Here is a 17,932-nt window from a genome sequence, read left to right as displayed (position 1 = left end):
GCATCGCCTTTTTCATAAAAGACATGGCCTTCTTCGCGTGCCAGAGCGGCTTCCAGCGATTGTTCAATCGCGCGGGTGTCCAGCGCGCCAGCGGGTCGCTGCTGCCACTCGACCGGCACCATCAAGGCCGCCTGCTGGGCCTGCCACCAGGTTTTACCCACCACGGCAAAGCCGGCAGTAGAGCCCGCATAGGCCGGCAGCCGCACCAGGCGCTCCACACCCGGCAAGGCCAGCGCCGTATTGACCTGGATCGCACCCGCTGAACCGCCCAGCATGGGACAAAGCCGGATCGCCGCATACACCATGCCCGGCAACCGGACATCGAGGCCAAAAACAGCCGTGCCATTGACCTTGGCAGGTAAATCCAGCCGCGGGGCGCTGCGCCCTATCAGCTTCCAGTCCCCGCGGCTTTTGAGTGTCACGTCGCCCGGCGGAGTCGCTGCGGCAAATTTCGCCAGTTCACCGTAGTGGGATGAGGGACCTGAAGGGTGCGAAATCACGCCGTTTTTGACTGTGAGCTCATCCACCGGCAATTTCCAGTCCAGCGAGGCGGCCCCCAGCAGGGATGCCCTGGCCGTGGCAGCGGCCAGCCGCACCACGTCCCAGGCATCCGCCAGGCTTGAGGAACCCCCTGTCGCGTTGATGCCGAGCTCACGGGCGACCTTGCCCATCATCCACTCGCCGATCCTGACCGGAGTAGGGCGAACCCTGGGGGCGCCTTCTTTGGCAAAGTCATCGACGTCCAGTGGGTGAAAAGGCAGGCTGCCCACCAGCATCGCGACATTACCGTAAATGGCATCAGAACCCGCCTGCGCCACGGTCACCCGCTGCAGCGGCACGTCAAGCTCTTCGGCCACCAGCATGGCCAGCGCCGTGTGCACGCCCTGGCCCATCTCGCTGCGCGGCATGGCCAGCACCACACCGCCGTCCGCCCGTATCTTGACCCAGCCATTGAACACCGCGCCATCAAGCTCGGGAATGCTCGCAGGCCAGGGCTTGGCCGGGCTGCCCAGCCGGGAGCGCGCCGGCAACAGGCTCCAGCCCACCAGCAATGCGCCTGCCGCACCGGTTGCACTGAGCAGCCAGGCTCTTCTCTTCATGAGGACGTGGCCCCCACGCTTTTCGCTTCGCGTAAGGCGCTGCCCCTTTTTTGCATATTCCGGGGCTCGTTTCCTTGGGGCGGCCCGGCGGAAAATTGAGCCCTAGGTGTTGGGCCCTTGCCGCCGGGCGCCATGCCGGCCGCGCGCTTGATGGCCACCCGGATCCGCTGGTAAGTGCCGCAGCGGCAGATATTGGTCATGGTGGCATCGATGTCCGCATCTGTCGGCTTGGGGATTTTGTCGAGCAGGGCGGCGGCCGCCATCAGCATGCCCGACTGACAATAGCCGCATTGGGGCACCTGTTCGGCAATCCAGGCGACCTGCAGGGCGTGGGGCTTGTCCGGCGCACCCAGCGCTTCAATGGTCTGAATGCGCTTGCCCACCACAGCGGACACCGGGACGACGCAGGACCGCACCGCTTCGCCGTCCACCCGCACCGTGCAGGCGCCGCACGCGGCCACGCCGCATCCGAACTTGGTGCCCGTCATGTTCAGCACGTCGCGCAGCAGCCAGAGCAAGGGCATGCCGGGGTCGGCGTCGGCCTGAACGGCCCGGCCATTGATTTGCAGTTCCAAGGTCCCTCCTTCAGCGATCGAATCGCCGGAACGGACGACTATATCGGCGAGGCGTGGCAAGCGATAGGGCGCAGATGCGACACCGGCCACCCACGTAATAACTTGTATTTAACGGATGGCACGTATGTGGCCAAGGGTGGGCTTGCGGGGCCGATGAAGAGCCTATAAAGAAACCGCGTCACGGCAGGGGCGGATAATCTGCCCCCTTATGGCACTTATTACCTTACTGGACGCCCAACTCGCTTTTGGGCACGTCGCACTGCTGGATCACGCAGATTTTTCCCTTGAAACCAACCAGCGCATCGGCCTGATCGGACGCAACGGCACGGGCAAGTCGTCCCTGCTGAAAATTCTCGCCGGCCTCGAAAAACCCGATGACGGCACGCTGCAACTGCAACAGAACCTGCGTATTGCCTACGTGCCGCAGGAACCCAGCCTGGACCCGCATGCTACGGTTTTTATAGCTGCCAGCGCAGGACTGGCGCGCACAAGGCATGTAGTTGAGCAATATCTCGCAGCCGACGAAAACACCGACCTGGACGCCCTGCAGTCGGAAATCGAGGCGCTGGACGGCTGGACCTGGGAGCAGCGGGTCGAGGAAACCCTGCACCGCCTGCACCTGGACAAGGACGCCATCGTCGGCTCGCTCTCGGGCGGTACCAAAAAACGCGTGGCGCTGGCCCAGGCGCTGGTCGCCAAACCCGACGTGCTGCTGCTCGACGAGCCGACCAACCACCTGGACCTCGATTCCATCGCCTGGCTGGAGGACCTGCTTGTCAATTTCAACGGCAGCATCATCACCATCACGCATGACCGGGCCTTCCTGGACCAGGTCGCCACCGTCATCGTCGAGCTCGACCGCGGCAAACTGAACAGCTACCCCGGCAATTTTGCCCAGTACCTGGTGCAAAAAGAAGAGCAGATGGCCCAGGAAGCCGTCATCAATGCCAAGGCCGACAAGCTGCTGGCGCAGGAAGAGGTGTGGATCCGCAAAGGTGTCGAAGCGCGCCGCACCCGCAGCGTGGCCCGCATTGGGCGCCTCGAAGCCCTGCGCGACAACCGTGCCGCACGGCGTGATGCGGTGGGCCGCGTCAACCTGGATGTCTCCAGCGGCGAGAAGAGCGGCAAGATCGTCGCCGAGCTCACCGACGTGAGCAAGAGCTTCGGCCATCCCGGTTCGGAAAAGCTCATCGTCAACAAGTTCACCGGCACGCTGCTGCGCGGCGACAAGGTCGGCCTGCTCGGACCCAACGGCGCCGGCAAGACCACGCTGCTCAAGCTCATCCTGGGCGAGCTGCAGCCCGACGTGACGAATCCGCCCGGCAAGATTCGCCAGGGTGCCAACCTGCAGGTCGCGTACTTTGACCAGATGCGCGACAGCCTGGACCTGGACGCCACCCTGGAAGACTTCATCAGCCCCGGCAGCGAGTGGGTCGAAATCAACGGCCAGAAAAAACACGTCAAGAGCTATTTGACCGACTTCCTGTTCTCGCCCCAGCGCGCAAATTCACCGGTGCGCACCCTGTCAGGCGGCGAGCGCAACCGGCTGCTGCTGGCGCGCCTGTTCGCGCGGCCGGCCAACGTGCTCGTGCTCGATGAGCCCACCAACGACCTGGACATCGACACCCTCGAATTGCTGGAAGACCTGTTGCAAAACTACGAAGGCACGGTGTTCCTGGTCAGCCACGACAGGCGCTTCCTGGACAACGTGGTCACCAGCACCATTGCCTATGAAGGTACGCCCGAGAACCCGGGCTTCTGGCGTGAGTACGAAGGCGGCGTGACGGACTGGATCACGCAATCCAAACGCGCAGCGCAGATCACCGGTGCCAACAAGCCCGCCAGCAGCCCCGCCGGCAGCAAAACTTCAAGCAAAACAAGCCCGCAGCCCAATAAGGACGAGCGCGAGCCGCTATCAAAAAAGAAGCTGAGCTACAAGGAGCAGCGCGAGCTCGACGGCCTGCCGGCGCTGATCCAGCAATTGGAGTCGCAGCAAAAAGCCATCGAGCAGGAGCTCTATGACGGAACGCTCTACACCACGAATGCCAAACGGGCGGCGGAACTCAACGCGCGCAACAGCAAGATCGAGGAAGAGCTGATGGCCGCACTGCAGCGTTGGGAAACGCTGTCGTCTTAACGCGCCGGCTTCGCGTGTTTCCGGCGCGGTCAGTGTAGTCAAGCCTCGCGCCTACAAGAAAAATAGGCGCGAACGCAGGGACCGGCGGCACCAAATACATCTCCTTACGCTAAAGTGGCCTGCACCATGCAGACCACTTCCCGCGCCCTTCCCGGCATCCGCTTGATCCCGCACACAGGCTGGCGCGCGTTGCAGGGGCTGGCCATGGCCTTCGCCGCTCTTTGGATTGCGGGTTGCGCCTCGCTGCCCAGCGAGGTTGACCGCCCGGTTTCCACGGCACTGGCCAACCCGGCCGAAACGCGCCTGGGCAGTCTGGTGGCAGCCCGTGCGGCCAAGGCGGGAACACGCAACGACTCGGGGTTCGCGCTGGTGGGTGACGCCGAGCTGGCTTTCACCAGCCGCATGACGCTGATCAAGGCAGCGCAAAAGACACTGGATATCCAGTACTACGCGATCTTTGCCGACGAAACCACTGAACGCATGTTTGACGCGCTGCGCGAGGCGGCCGGCCGCGGCGTGCGCATCCGCATCCTGCTGGACGACTTCAACACCTCGGGCAAAAACGCGCAGGTGCTGAAGCTGGCGTTTGAAAAAAACATCGAGCTGCGCCTCTTCAACCCCCTGCCGGGCGGCCGTGGCTCGCTGATGTTCCGAATCCTGGGCAACCTCAAGGACACGGCGCGCATGCAGCGGCGCATGCACAACAAGATTTTTGTGGCGGACAACGCGGTGGCCATTACCGGCGGACGCAACCTGGGCGAAACCTACTTCGGCCAAAGCACCGGTACCAATTTTGTGGACATCGACGTGTTGGCGGCCGGCCGCATCGCGCAAGATCTGTCGCGCAGCTTTGACCAGTACTGGAACAACCCGCTGGCATACCCGGTGCAGTCGCTGATGACCGAAAAGGAAATCGACGCACTCAAGCGCAAGCCGCCGGCCCCTGAAAACCGTTCTTCTCCCGCAGGCACGGCACAGGCCGCTACCCTCCAGGCGGGTGACGGCGCGGTACCCCCCTCAACCCGGCCGGAACGGGCGACCTCTGCATTGCCGACGCTGCCGGATTCGACCGACCTGCGGCTCTTAACCTGGACCTGGGCACCCTCGGTGCTGCTGGTGGACAAGGCGTCCAAGATCGCCGCCGACGCCGACACCACTGAAGAATCGCAGGACACCACGGTCGACGGGCTGCTGCAACTGATGTCGCAGGCCAAAAACAACCTGCTGATCGTTTCGCCGTACTTCGTGCCCGGCGAACGCATGATGAAGCAGTTTGCCGACCTCCGGCAACGCGGTATTCGTGTGCGGGTGCTCACCAACTCACTGGCATCCAACGACGCGCCGGCTGCCCACGTCGGTTACGCGCGCTACCGCAAGGCCTTGCTGGAGATGGGCATCGAGATTTACGAAATGCGCGCCGAGCAGGAAGGCTCTTTCAGCAGCTTCGGCTCGGCAGCGATCGCGGGGGGATCCACGGGCGGTTCCACCGGCGGCTCACGTGCCAGCCTGCATTCCAAGGTCGTCGTCATGGACGACCGGATGCTGGTCGTGGGCTCCATGAACCTGGACCTGCGCTCGCAGCTGCAAAACAGCGAAGTGGCCATCGTCATCCGCAACCGCGCCATCTCGGCCGAAGCCACGCGGCTGATCGAACCTACGCTGGCGTCGGGCGCCTACCGGGTCGAGCTGGAGAACAGCCGGCTGGTCTGGCGCGCGCCGCAGGGCTCGCCCCTCAAGGACTCCATGATCGAGCCGGATGCCAGTTGGGGACTGCAACTGATGCTCAAGCTGATCGGGCCCTTTGCGCCGGAAGAGATGCTTTAAAGATCGGGGCTTTGGCTCATCAAGCGGCCGCTGCAGCCTTTTGAATGGCTTCCCGGTGGGCGCCCGACTCGTCCTGAAACCCTGATTTCTGGTTTACATGACGCCCCTGCCGCGCTGCGCCCTGTCTTCCGGCGTGCAGCGGCGCAGCCGGCCGGGCGGCACCCAGCAGATCGGCCAGGCAATTGGGGCGGCCGCGTGCGCCGCTGGCCAGGTAGTCGGCCAACAGTGCGCTGAGCACCTCTGCGCTGACCAGGCCCCGCACTGCGGTGAGATGCTCAAACAGCAAATCCACCAGTTTCTCAGGTGCGAACTCATGGGTTTTACCGGTGCTGGCCCAGAGCCAGTCGCTGAAATGCAGAAAATGGCCGAATGCCGAGCCCGGTGCCAGGAGCAGCTGGAGCCCCCGTGCAAAACGCCCTGAGTTGGCCAGCATTTCCCAATACCGTGCGAAGCGGTTGATGCGCTGCATGGTGACAAAGTCAATCGTGGAGCTCTGCAAAATCGTGTACGGCGTCTGCGGGTCATACGCCATGGCGAACTCCGCCGTGTGCCGGGTAATCGGAGTGCCGCGCAAGCGCTTCAGGATGCCGAACTGGATTTCATGCGGCGCCAGTTCATGCAGGCGATCAAAACCCTCGGCGAAGCTCTCCAGCGTCTCGCCGGGCAAACCGAAGATCAGGTCTGCGTGCACATGGGCCTGGCTCTCGTTCACCAGCCAGCGCAAGTTGTCCGCGGTCCTGGCGTTGTCCTGCTTGCGCGAAATGCGCTGCTGCACCTCGGGGTTGAAGCTCTGGATACCGACTTCAAACTGCAGCGAACCTGCCGGGAACTGTGCAATCAGCACTTTGAGCCGGTCGGGCAGGCTGTCGGGCACCACTTCAAAATGCACGAACAGGTCAGGCGCCATCCGGTCCAGGAAAAACTGCAGGATGCGCACCGAGTTCTCGACCTTCAGGTTGAACGTGCGGTCCACAAACTTGAAGTTGCGTGCGCCGCGCCGGTAGAGTGCGTCCATCCCGGCCATGAACGCGTCCAGATCGAAAGCCCAGGCGGTCTTGTCGAGCGAGCTCAGGCAAAACTCGCACTTGAAGGGGCAGCCGCGCGAGGCTTCGACATACAGCAACCGTTTGGCAAGGTCTTCGTCGGTGTATTCGCCATAAGGCAAGGCCAGCGCCTCCAGTGCCGGCTGCTCCCCCGCAACGACCTTCATCAGCGGTTGCGGGCCCTCGAGCAAGGCACGGCAGAGCTTGGGAAAACTCACATCGCCCCAGCCGGTGACCACATGGTCGGCCAGGCGGCAGATTTCCTGTTCGCCCGTCTCGTAACTGACCTCGGGTCCGCCCAGCACCACCTTGATGCCGGGCCTCAGGGTTTTGAGCAGGCGCACGACCTGGGTGGTTTCCACCACGTTCCATATATAAATGCCGAGGCCGATGACTTCAGGATCGAGCGCCAGCAACTCCTCGACGATCTGCATGGGCCGTTGCTGGATCACAAATTCGCGCAGCAACGTTTGTGCGCGAAGGCCGGGGCCGCCATGCAGGTCCATATTGGCCAGCAGGTAGCGCAGGCCCAGCGAAGCGTGGATGTACTTCGCGTTGAGGGTGGCGAGGACAATGCGCGGCATGCCCCTATTATCTGGGCTGACTCTGAAAACGGCTGTAATAAGGCAGCGTGAAAACGGACTAACCGTCATCGAGCGATGCCCGCACGCTGTCTTGCCTCCTAGCCTTCCAGGAACTAATCTCTGCGCCACCCGCTCACACTTGCACAATGAATGCCCTGCGTTTTCCGTTTGCCAAGCTAGCCGCTACATTTTTGATAGCTGCTTGCGCAATCCCCGTGCCCGCCAGCGCCCAAAAGGCCTTTAGCGACATTCTGGGCAAAGGCACCCCGGGCACAACCGGTGCGGTGGTCACAACGGAGCAGGTCAGTGCCGAACTGCTGGCCTGGGCGCCGCAAGGCGTGGAGCCCGGCAAGCCGGTCTGGGTGGGGCTGCGGCTCACGCACCAGCCCGAATGGCATACCTACTGGAAAAACTCCGGTGATTCCGGGCTGCCGACGCAGCTCGACTGGCAATTGCCCGCCGGCATCACTGCAGGCGATATCGCCTGGCCGACGCCCAAAAAAATCCCGATTGGCACGCTGGCCAACTACGGCTATGAAAAGGCGGTGCTGCTGCCCGTGCCTTTGACCGTGGCGCCCGGTTTCGCCGCCAGGCAGCTGGACGTCAAACTCAAGGCGTCCTGGCTGGTGTGCCGCAAGGAATGCATTCCGCAAGAGGGTGACTTTTCACTGAGCATCCCGGTGCGAAGCTCGACCGCGGCCAGCGGCCAGTTGTTTCAGGACACGTTCGCCGCCACGCCCAAAACTCTGGCCGCCGGCGCCAGCCAGGTGGCAGTCGAAGGCAAGGCGATCAGCATTTCCCTGGCCGGCTTGCCCGCTGCCCTGCAGGGCAAAACACTGGCGCTGTACCCCGAAACCGGTAGCGTGATCGAGCCCGCCGCCCCCTGGCAACAGGCTTGGCAAGGCGCGGTGTGGACGGCCCAGGTGCCCCTGTCGGGCCAGCGCACCGAAAGCCCGGCCAGCATGCCGCTGGTGGTGGCCCTGGAGAACGCCGCCTATCGCATTGACGCGCCGGTCAAAGGCCCTTGGCCTGCGCCAGCGGCTGCCACCGTCGTGCCGCCGGCACTTGAAGCGGCCTTGCGCGCCAACGCGTCGGCCGGTGCGGCACCCGTGCAAACCAGCGCACCACCGGTCGGCCTCATCGCCGCCATGCTGGGTGCATTGCTCGGCGGCCTGATCCTCAACCTCATGCCCTGTGTGTTTCCGGTGCTGGCCATCAAGGTGGTGGGTTTTGTGCAGGTGAAGGACCAGGCCACGCGCCTGACCACCGGCCTGGCTTACACCGTGGGCGTTATGGTGTCTTTCCTGGCGCTGGGTGCACTGCTGCTGGGTTTGCGCGCCGCGGGCGAGCAACTCGGCTGGGGCTTTCAGTTGCAAAACCCGGCGGTAGTGGCATTGCTGGCGGCGCTGTTCACCTTGTTGGGGTTGAACCTGGCGGGCCTGTTTGAATTCGGCAATGTCCTGCCGGGCCGGCTCGCCGGCTGGCAGGCGAAAAATCCCACCGTCAACGCATTTTTGTCGGGTGTCCTGGCCACCGCCATTGCATCGCCCTGCACCGCTCCTTTCATGGGCGCCTCGCTGGGCTATGCGGTGGGGCTTCCGGCGCTTGAAGCGCTCGCGATTTTCGCGGCCATCGGTATAGGTATGGCATCGCCTTATCTGGCGGCGAGCGCCATACCGGCCGTGGCAAGAATGCTGCCGCGTCCCGGCCCCTGGATGGTGACCTTCAAGCAGCTGATGGCTTTCCCGATGTTTGCCACAGTCGCCTGGCTGGTCTGGGTGCTGGGCCAGCAAAGCGGCATCGACGGCGCGGGTGCACTGCTGGCCTTGCTGGTGTTGATGGCACTGGCGATCTGGGCCTTTACCCTGCGCGGCACGGCACGCACGCTGCTGGCAACCTTTTCCGTGGCGCTGGGTGCGCTGGGGCTGTGGGCCATTGGCCCGAACATCACCAAACCTGCGGCCCTGGTGTCGGCAACACCGGCAGTGGGCGGTTGGCAAGCCTGGGAGCCGGGCCGGGTTGACCAGCTCACCGCGCAAGGGCAAAGTGTGTTCGTGGATTTCACCGCCGCCTGGTGCGTGACCTGCCAGTACAACAAAAAGACCACCCTCTCGAATGCCTCGGTTCTGGCCGACATCGAAACGAAGAACGTGGCGCTGTTGCGTGCCGACTGGACGCGGCGCGACCCGGCAGTGACAGCGGCACTGAAGCAACTGGGCCGCAACGGTGTACCGGTATATGTGATTTACAAGCCCGGCCGCGCGCCGCTCGTGCTGTCGGAGATTTTGTCGGTGGACGACATGAGGGCCGAACTGGCCAAGCTGTAAAGAACCTGTTGTCGTGTTGTTGATTATTTCTTCCTGAAGGAGTTCAAGCCATGTTGAATACCCCTCTGCAGCCCGTCCGGGCACTTACCCGCCGCAACTTTTCCGGCGCTCTCGTTGCCGCCCCCTGGCTGGCGTCGGCCGCCTTTTCCGTGCAGGCGGCCACAGCAAGTGTCGGCCAGGCAGCCCCCGACTTTTCAGCCCCCGACACGGCTGGCAAGACCCGCAACCTGGGCGATTACAGAGGCAAGCTGGTGGTGCTGGAATGGACCAATCCGGGCTGCCCTTTTGTGCGCAAGCACTACAGCGGCAACATGCAAGGCCTGCAAAAGGAGTTCACCGCCAAAGGCGTGGTGTGGCTGTCCATCAACTCCACGGAGGCCGAAAGCAGCGACTACCTGGCGCCGGCCAAACTGGCCGGCTGGATGGCCGAGAAACAGGGCCAGCCGACTGCGACACTGATGGACGATTCAGGCAGGATCGGCCAGCTTTACGGCGCCAAGACGACACCGCACATGTACATCATCAGTCCGCAGGGCCAGCTGATTTACGCAGGCGGTATTGACAGCATCCCTTCTGCCCGCGTTGACGATATCAAGACCGCCACCAATTACGTGCGCCAGGGCCTGACCGAAGCGCTGGGCGGCAAGCCCTTGAGCGTAGCAACCAGCCGGGCTTATGGCTGCTCCGTCAAATACAAGGCATGAACCAGCCATGAACCCCTTGCCACCTGCGGAGCGCATGCCGCATATCCTCAACCACTGCCGCACCATCGCGGTGGTGGGCTTGTCGCCCAAGCCTCACCGCGCCAGCTTTGATGTGGCGCGCTACATGCAGGCCAATGGCTACCGCATCATCCCGGTCAACCCGAACGCCGCCGAGGTGCTTGGCGAAAAGGCCTATTCGACGCTGACCGAAGCCGCGCAGCACGAAAAGATCGACCTGGTGAACTGCTTTCGCAACAGCGAAGATATTCCGCCAGTGGTCGACGAAGCCATTGCGATAGGCGCCAGGGCCGTGTGGATGCAGCTCGGAATTTCCAACGCCACGGCAGCTGCGAAGGCGGAAGCGGCGGGCTTGCTGGTGGTACAGGACCACTGCCTCAAGATTGACCACCGGGTGCTGCTATCCCGCGGACTGTTGCACCCGATTGCCCAAGTGGGCGCGGCTTCCGCCTGAGCTTGCCCCTGCAGCCGGCGGCAGCCCGGGAAAGCCATGCTTGCGCGGCGCGGCGCAGCCGCTGAAAATGCCCCATGTCCTTGCGCACGGCACCCATCTCCCTTCCCGCACCAGCCATTTCTCCTTCCATTTTTTCATTCTTCCGCCCTCCCTTGCTGCTGGCCCTGGCTGCATTGGCCGGGTGCGCCAGCCAGGCGCCCACGCACAAGGGCGAAGCACAGGCCGCCCCGATGGCCGCCAGCGAGATCGGCCAGTCGGACGTGAACCGCATGGCCACCCTGGGCATGCGCGATAACCTGGAGGGTTTGCTGCGCCTGGCCGACAAGCTGTACCGGCGCAACCCGGCGGAATGGCGGAAAACCAGTACGCTCGGGCGCGACGCGGCCCTTGCCCAGCTGCGCGTGGCGGTCGATACCCGTACGCCCTGGCCCGAACTGCAGGGCAAGCGCGACATCGCCGCGCTGTCGCTGGCGCTGGGGCCCGACTTCAAGGGCGACCGCGTGGCGGCGTTCATTTATGCCAGCGCCGACATGGTGGTCACGGCCCACGGCGGGAAAACAGCGTATTACCTGACCGACAGCCTGGATGCGCAATACATCTACAACGCCGCCCGCAACATTGAAATCGCCGTATGGATGCTGTCCAACCGGCGCAATGCCGCAGGCCAGCCCTTGCTGCTGGCCGATGAAATCACCGAGCGCGAGCGCAACCTGAGCTTTGAGCGCGAGTTCGGCAAAATCATTGGCCGGCTGGATCTGCTGGCCTCAGTGCTGACGGAGAAGTACCGGCGCGCGGTGATCACCTATGTTCAGAACTTGCTGGGCGGCACGTTCCTCCAGTTCTTGCCCGTCAGGTAGGTTCACCCCCTTCTCGGCTCACTGCGTGTAGCCGGATCCCCCCTTGCAGGGGGCGGCCGCTGCGGCCCGGCAAAGCCGGTTCCGCGCGGCCACTGGATGGGAGAGAGGTTTCCGGCGCGGGGCGATCCTGGGCGGAGACAATAGGCTTTTGCCAATCGTTTTTCCGGAAGCCTCCATGCCCGACAACTATTTGCCCGAAGTCAGAAACCAGTATGAGGCGCTGCCTTATCCGCCCTGCAATCCGCAGGACGACCACAAGCGCCTGGTGCGGACCTGGCTGGAAGATTTGCCCATGATCAATCACTATTGCTTTGCGGGGAAGCAGTCGTTCCAGAATGGCTTTCGTGCGCTGGTGGCAGGCGGCGGCACCGGCGACGCCACCATTTTCCTGGCCGAGCAGTTGCGCGACACCGACGCACAAATCGTGCATCTCGACATGAGTGGAGCCAGCATCGCACTGGCGAAGGAGCGCGCGCAGATTCGCGGGCTGGCAAACATCACCTGGGTTCACGATTCATTGCTGAACCTGCCGGCCCTGGCGGCAGAGCTCGGCACCTTCGACTACATCAATTGCAGCGGCGTGCTGCACCATCTGGCCGATCCCGATCTGGGATTCAAGGCGCTGCGCAGCGTGCTCAAGGACGATGGCGCCATCGGACTCATGGTGTATGCCACCACGGGCCGCACCGGCGTGTACCAGATGCAGGAACTCATGCGCCTGGTCAACGGCGACGAGGCGGATGCGCAGCGGAAAATCGCCAACACGCGCGACTTGCTGGCTAGCCTGCCCGCCACCAACTGGTTCAAGCGCAGCGAAGACCTGCACCACGACCACAAGATGGGCGACGCAGGCATCTACGACCTGCTGCTGCATTCGCAGGACCGCTCATACAGCGTGGGCGAGCTGTTTGACTGGCTGGGCGGCGAAGCGCATGGCGCAAAGAGCGGACACGGCATGCACCTGGAGTTCACCGATGTACAGCGCGGCCTTTCGCCTTATTTGCCGCACATGGTGCTGGGAAGCAAGCCGCCGGCCATGGCCGCGGCATTGCGCAAACTGCCGCGGCGCAAGCAGTACGAAATGGCCGAACTGATGGCCGGTACCCTCATCACCCATTCGCTATACGTCACGCACGGTGACACTTGCAAGGCGCCCTATGGCGATGCGGAATACGTGCCGTTTTTCTACCACGAGCCCCTGACCGGCGAACTTGCCGCGCAGGTGTTCGGCAGCAACCGGGGCCAGCCCTTCATGCTCAGGCACCAGCATTCAGGCATCGCGGTCATGGTCAATCCCGGAAAATACGGCGCGAAGATTCTTTCGCTGGTGGATGGCCAGAGGAGTTTTGGCGAAATCTTCGACCAGTTCCGCGCTGCATGGCAAGGCAAGGCCGCGGCACCCGACAATGCCACGCTGTTTGCCGACTTCGCCGAATCCTTTGGCACACTGGCTGCCCTCGACAGGCTGCTGCTCAGGCATCCCTCGGCCGGCCCGTTAGCGGCCGGATAAGCATCCCGTCAGGGGTCCGGCCGGGCGGCACTCATGCGGCCGAGCCGGACAATTTGGGTGCCGCCAGGGGCTCTGTGGTCTGCAGATCCACCACCAGCACAAGCTCTCCGCCAAACCTGCCGATGCCCAGGCCACTCATCAGGCGTTGTTCTTCCTCGGCTGTGGCCATGCGCAGGAAGCACAGGGCCTGTTGCTTGCCGGCGTGGGAGGCCGGCAGGATATTGAGCTGGGTGACGGAGCCAAAACGGGAACACATGTTTCTCAGGACCGTTTGCAAAGTGTCGATATCGGGGCATTGCTGCAATTGATCGAGTTCAAGAGGGGGCATTTGTGCTTCGCTGAAGAGGAAAGATCACGAAAATCGGGAAACCTGAGGAGGCAGGAGCGATGGGCGATGAGAGGTGTTGCAGCATGCAACGCGCTACCGCCAGGTACGGTGAGGCAGCGACAGAGAGCAGCGTAGGACAAATTCGCTTCCGGGTACGCAACAGAACGTTTTGCAACGCTTTATGGTCAACACTTGCAAATCTCACACGCCGCTGACGCTAATTCACGGCGCTATGCATCAGCATCAAAGGCTGTAGTTTGAAAAGCAGGTGTTGCTCCCGTGTCCGTTTCCACTGTCGATCCAGCGTTTGCGCTGCACGTCCTGCCGCAGGGTGGCGAAGAGCACGATGCCACGCGTCCAACCAACGCCGACCGGCTTACCCGGCTGGCGGCCCGCTCCTGCGCCACGCCGATTGCCATCATGGTGGCGATGGAAAACGGGCAGCCGGCTTTCAGGTCGGGCACCGGCTTCGCTCCGCATGAGCGTGAAGGCCTGGTGACGCTCTGCGTCGCCACGCTGGAAAACCCGCCGCGCCAGCCGCTGATACCTGCCCGTTGTGCTCCCGGCATCAACTTTTACCGCGGTGTGCCGCTGGCCGGCGGCGACGGCGTTTTGCTGGGCGTACTGGCCGTCATGGACAGGGTTCCGCGGAACCTGGACGCAGCGCAAGAGGAAGACCAGGACACGCTTGCCGGATTGATCGCTGCGCAACTGAACCTGCAGCAGCATGCGCTGCGAACCGCAGGGGCAGAAGGACATGAGGAACCTGGGGACAGCGCAGCCGGTACGGCCGGCCAGCAGACCGAAGAAGACGCCCAGCGGCTGGCCACCCGCCTGGGCATCACGCTGGAAAGCATCACCGAGGGGTTTTACACGCTGGATCCGCAATGGCGCTTTACCTACCTCAACCGGGAAGGCGCGCGGCTGCTCCGCCGACCCAGCAAGGACCTGCTGGGCAAAAGCATCTGGAAGGAATTTCCGGGCGCCATCAACACCTCGTTTTCCGAGCAGGTCCGGGCCGCGGTTGCGGGCAACTACCAGGTGGAATTTGAAGCGCTCTATGCACCGCTGGACAAATGGTTCGAGATCCGCGCGTACCCGTTTCCGGACGGAGTCGCCATCTACTTTCGCGATATCAGCGAACGACGCAAGGCCAGGGAACAGCTCATGCTGCTGGAGACAAGCATCTCCCGCCTCAACGATATCGTGCTCATCACGGAAGCGGTACCTTCCGGAAAACCGGGCTTGCGCATCATCTTTGTCAACAACGCCTTCGAGCAACATACCGGTTATAGCCCGGAAGAGGCCCTCGGCCATTCGCCGCGCCTGCTGTGCGGGCCGTTAACCCAACGCAGCGAACTGGAGCGCATCAGCGCCGCCTTTCAGAAAGGCGAACCCGTCCAGGCCGAACTCATCACCTACAAGAAAAACGGCCGGCACTTCTGGATGGAAGTCGACATCGTGCCGGTCGCGGACGACGCCGGCGTTTTCTTTACCCATTGGGTTGCGGTGGGGCGCGACATCACGCGCCGCAAGGTGGCGGAGAGTGAAATCAAGCACCTGGCCTTCTACGACCCGCTGACGCAGCTGCCCAATCGCCAGCTGCTGATGGACAGGCTGCAAAAAGCACTCACCCACAATTACAGGCACCCGCGCGAAGCCGCGCTGATGTTCATCGACCTGGACAATTTCAAGACGCTCAACGACACCATGGGCCACCAGAAGGGAGACCTGTTGCTGCAACAGGTGGCCAAGCGCCTGGCGGCCTGCCTGGAGCAGCCCGACACGGTGGCACGGCTGGGCGGGGACGAGTTTGTGGTCATGCTGGAGGACCTGGGCCAGGATCCTCGCGAAGCGGCCGCAAAAGCTGAAGCGGTGGGCACGCGGATTCTTGCCGCGCTGAGCGAGCCCTACAGCCTGGCGGGCTACCAGCACTACAGCACCTGCAGCATCGGCATTACCTCGTTCAACCAGACCCTGGACAACATCGGGGACCTGCTCAAGCAGGCCGATCTGGCCATGTACCAGGCCAAGATGTCGGGGCGCAATACCATCTGCTTTTTCAACCCGGCGATGCAGGCCGCCGTCACCGCCAGCGCCGCGCTGCAGTCGGACTTGCGCCAGGGCCTGCGTGAAAAGCAGTTCCTCCTGTACTACCAGCCGCAGGTGGGGCGTGACGGGCGCATGACGGGCGTCGAGGCGCTGTTGCGCTGGCAGCACGGCGGGCGTGGCCTGGTACAGCCGTCCGAGTTCATTCCGGCGGCTGAGGAGGCCGGACTGATATTGCCGCTGGGCCAATGGGCGCTCGAGACAGCCTGCCGCCAGCTCGCAGCGTGGGCCCATCGTCCTGAAACCGCAGCCTTCAGCGTGGCCGTCAATGTGAGCGTGCGGCAATTCCGGCACCCGGAGTTCGTGGACCTTGTCATGGCTGCGCTCAAGGAGACGAAAGTCAGCCCGCACAAGCTCAAACTGGAGCTGACCGAAAGCCTGCTCGCCGAAAACATGGATGTCACCATCACAAAAATGGCCCGGCTCAAGAAGATGGGCGTGACCCTTTCCATTGACGATTTCGGCATGGGCTATTCCTCACTCTCATGCCTGAAGCGCTTGCCGCTGGACCAACTGAAAATCGACAAGTCTTTTGTGGAAGACATCCTGCGCGACCCTAACGACGCTGCCATCGCACGCACCATCATTGGCCTGGCGCAAAGCCTGGGGCTGGGCGTGGTGGCGGAAGGCGTTGAGACCGAAGCCCAGCGCGACTTTCTGTCGCGCCACGGTTGCGACTGCTACCAGGGCTATCTGTTCTGCAAGCCCCTGCCCATCGACGAGCTCGAAGCCTTCATCAAGACACTTCGGATTTAACGGTGACGGCAGGCAAAGGCGCGGCCTTGTGGTGTTCCAGCCGGAAGATCACCTCCTTGACGATGCCGTACATCACCGCGCGGTCGCGGCCAGGGTGGTCCGCGAAATGCACCGTCGTGGACCCGAGCGTCGCGCCCCCGGCGTCATAGCTCACCGTGATGCCGTAGGCCGTCATCAGCGGGCCACAGGCACGCCAGTCGCGCGTCCACTGCGGCAAAGCCTGATTGCTGTCCCAGAGGGTGCCTGCGCTTTCGTAGCATTCCTCGATGTGCGCATGGCCCAGCAGTTGCGCAAGGTGCCGCTCCTTGGCGATGCAACTGCGGAAATACTCCTGGTCGTTCATGCGCATGAAACACCTCTTTCGGACCCGGCGGGGCCCATGAGGCCATGGTAAATCCGAACCCGCACAAGTGCCACCCCTGCGGATATCCCGCGATGGGAGGGCCCGCCTCACACCTGAGACAATCAGGGCATGTTCGCACCCCTTCAAAACGACACCTTTTTGCGCGCCTGCCTGCGCCAGGCCACCACCCATACTCCCGTCTGGCTGATGCGCCAGGCCGGCCGCTATTTGCCCGAGTACCGCGCCACGCGCGCCCAGGCCGGCAGTTTCATGGGCCTGGCCACCAACACCGACTACGCCACTGAAGTCACGCTGCAGCCGCTGGAGCGTTACCCGCTGGATGCAGCCATCCTGTTCAGCGACATCCTGACCGTGCCCGATGCCATGGGCCTGGGCCTGTCGTTTGCGCTCGGTGAAGGCCCGCGCTTTGCCACGCCGGTGCGTGACGAAGCTGCGGTGGCCAAGCTGGAAGTGCCTGACATGAACAAGCTGCGCTATGTTTTTGACGCCGTCACGTCGATCCGCAAGGCGCTGAACGGCCGCGTGCCGCTGATCGGCTTTTCGGGCAGCCCCTGGACGCTGGCCTGCTACATGGTCGAAGGCGCAGGCTCCGACGACTACCGCCTGGTCAAGACCATGCTGTACCAGCGCCCGGACCTGATGCACAAAATGCTTGCCGTGAACGCCGACGCGGTTGCCTCCTACCTGAACGCACAGATCGAAGCCGGCGCCCAGGCCGTGATGATTTTTGACAGCTGGGGCGGCGTGCTGGCCGACGCAGCCTTCAAAACCTTCAGCCTGGCCTACACGGCCCGCGTGCTGGCCCAGCTCAAACGCGAGCACGAGGGCGTCAAGATCCCCCGCCTCGTCTTCACCAAAGGCGGCGGCCAGTGGCTCGAAGCCATGGCGCAGCTCGATTGCGAAGTGCTGGGACTGGACTGGACGGTCAACCTGGCCAGGGCGCGCGCGCTGGTCGGTGAAAACGGACCACATGCCAAAGCCTTGCAGGGCAACCTGGACCCCAACGTGCTGTTTGCCAACCCGACCCAGATAGAAGCCGAAGTGAAAAGCGTGCTGGACAGCTTTGGCAAGCCCCATATTGATGCCAGCAAGCCTGGACCGGCCCATATTTTCAACCTGGGGCATGGCATCAGCCAGCACACGCCCCCCGAAAGTGTGGAAGTGCTGGTGCGCGCAGTACACGCTCACTCTCGCAGCATGCGCGCCGCTGGTACCTAAACTTTCCGCCTACGTCCAGAAAAG

At 63.2% G+C, this 17,932-nt stretch carries 13 protein-coding genes and 1 pseudogene (1 of these 14 cut by a window edge); 9 read left to right on the top strand and 5 right to left on the bottom strand.

Features of this window, described 5'->3' with window-relative positions; all coding sequences use genetic code 11:
- Together AC1DVV_RS17355 and AC1DVV_RS17350 are read right to left on the bottom strand one after the other, a co-directional pair.
- Positions 1-1,100: the 5' portion of a xanthine dehydrogenase family protein molybdopterin-binding subunit gene (locus tag AC1DVV_RS17355; RefSeq protein WP_457282700.1), read on the bottom strand. The gene continues 1,210 nt to the left of window position 1, outside the view; the window shows 1,100 of its 2,310 coding nt (coding positions 1-1,100); its start codon is at positions 1,098-1,100; the stop codon falls past the left edge of the window.
- A gap of 137 nt (positions 1,101-1,237) precedes the next feature.
- A pseudogene (locus AC1DVV_RS17350) lies at positions 1,238-1,675 on the bottom strand ((2Fe-2S)-binding protein); the annotation flags it as partial.
- A gap of 208 nt (positions 1,676-1,883) precedes the next feature.
- Between AC1DVV_RS17350 and AC1DVV_RS17345 the strand changes: the two are divergent.
- Positions 1,884-3,812, top strand: a complete 1,929-nt coding sequence (locus AC1DVV_RS17345) for an ATP-binding cassette domain-containing protein (RefSeq protein WP_477666851.1) — start codon at positions 1,884-1,886, stop codon at positions 3,810-3,812.
- A 126-nt stretch (positions 3,813-3,938) separates the two neighbouring features.
- On the top strand, positions 3,939-5,636 hold the full coding sequence (locus AC1DVV_RS17340; RefSeq protein ID WP_477701909.1) for a phospholipase D-like domain-containing protein: 1,698 nt from the start codon (positions 3,939-3,941) through the stop codon (positions 5,634-5,636).
- A 19-nt stretch (positions 5,637-5,655) separates the two neighbouring features.
- Here AC1DVV_RS17340 and AC1DVV_RS17335 read toward each other — a convergent pair whose 3' ends face one another.
- The gene (locus AC1DVV_RS17335; RefSeq protein WP_457282697.1) at positions 5,656-7,263 is read right to left on the bottom strand and encodes a B12-binding domain-containing radical SAM protein; all 1,608 of its coding nucleotides are present in this window, start codon (positions 7,261-7,263) and stop codon (positions 5,656-5,658) included.
- Between the two features lie 146 nt (positions 7,264-7,409).
- On the opposite strand from AC1DVV_RS17335, the gene AC1DVV_RS17330 reads away from it, so the two are divergent.
- From AC1DVV_RS17330 to AC1DVV_RS17310, 5 genes are all read left to right on the top strand, one after another.
- Entirely contained in the window at positions 7,410-9,590 is a 2,181-nt protein-coding gene (locus tag AC1DVV_RS17330; RefSeq protein ID WP_477701910.1) for a protein-disulfide reductase DsbD family protein, read from the top strand.
- 50 nt (positions 9,591-9,640) lie between these two features.
- Positions 9,641-10,294: a thioredoxin family protein gene (locus tag AC1DVV_RS17325; protein ID WP_477666854.1), complete on the top strand. Its 654-nt coding sequence runs from the start codon at positions 9,641-9,643 to the stop codon at positions 10,292-10,294.
- 7 nt (positions 10,295-10,301) lie between these two features.
- Entirely contained in the window at positions 10,302-10,766 is a 465-nt protein-coding gene (locus AC1DVV_RS17320) for a CoA-binding protein (RefSeq protein WP_477666855.1), read from the top strand.
- A gap of 74 nt (positions 10,767-10,840) precedes the next feature.
- On the top strand, positions 10,841-11,623 hold the full coding sequence (locus AC1DVV_RS17315) for a hypothetical protein (protein ID WP_477666856.1): 783 nt from the start codon (positions 10,841-10,843) through the stop codon (positions 11,621-11,623).
- A gap of 175 nt (positions 11,624-11,798) precedes the next feature.
- A complete protein-coding gene (locus AC1DVV_RS17310) occupies positions 11,799-13,133 on the top strand; it encodes a class I SAM-dependent methyltransferase (protein ID WP_457282692.1) in 1,335 nt (444 codons plus the stop codon).
- A 31-nt stretch (positions 13,134-13,164) separates the two neighbouring features.
- On the opposite strand, the gene AC1DVV_RS17305 is transcribed toward AC1DVV_RS17310, so the two are convergent.
- Positions 13,165-13,461 carry a hypothetical protein gene (locus tag AC1DVV_RS17305; protein ID WP_457306745.1) on the bottom strand — a complete coding sequence of 99 codons (297 nt, stop codon included), beginning with the start codon at positions 13,459-13,461 and terminating at the stop codon, positions 13,165-13,167.
- 279 nt (positions 13,462-13,740) lie between these two features.
- On the opposite strand from AC1DVV_RS17305, the gene AC1DVV_RS17300 reads away from it, so the two are divergent.
- On the top strand, positions 13,741-16,326 hold the full coding sequence (locus AC1DVV_RS17300; protein WP_457282690.1) for a putative bifunctional diguanylate cyclase/phosphodiesterase: 2,586 nt from the start codon (positions 13,741-13,743) through the stop codon (positions 16,324-16,326).
- On the opposite strand, the gene AC1DVV_RS17295 is transcribed toward AC1DVV_RS17300, so the two are convergent.
- Positions 16,307-16,675, bottom strand: a complete 369-nt coding sequence (locus AC1DVV_RS17295) for an aminoacyl-tRNA synthetase (RefSeq protein ID WP_457282689.1) — start codon at positions 16,673-16,675, stop codon at positions 16,307-16,309. The two genes, AC1DVV_RS17300 and AC1DVV_RS17295, sit on opposite strands and share 20 nt — an antisense overlap.
- Before the next feature lie 123 nt (positions 16,676-16,798).
- Between AC1DVV_RS17295 and hemE the strand changes: the two genes are divergently transcribed.
- Positions 16,799-17,908 (top strand): uroporphyrinogen decarboxylase, encoded by a 1,110-nt coding sequence (gene hemE, locus AC1DVV_RS17290; RefSeq protein WP_457282688.1) that lies wholly within the window; start codon positions 16,799-16,801, stop codon positions 17,906-17,908.
- Positions 17,909-17,932 lie beyond the last annotated feature (24 nt).

The sequence above is a fragment of the Polaromonas sp. P3_B4 genome (assembly GCF_056402835.1).
This window is presented reverse-complemented; position numbering and strand designations above follow the sequence as displayed.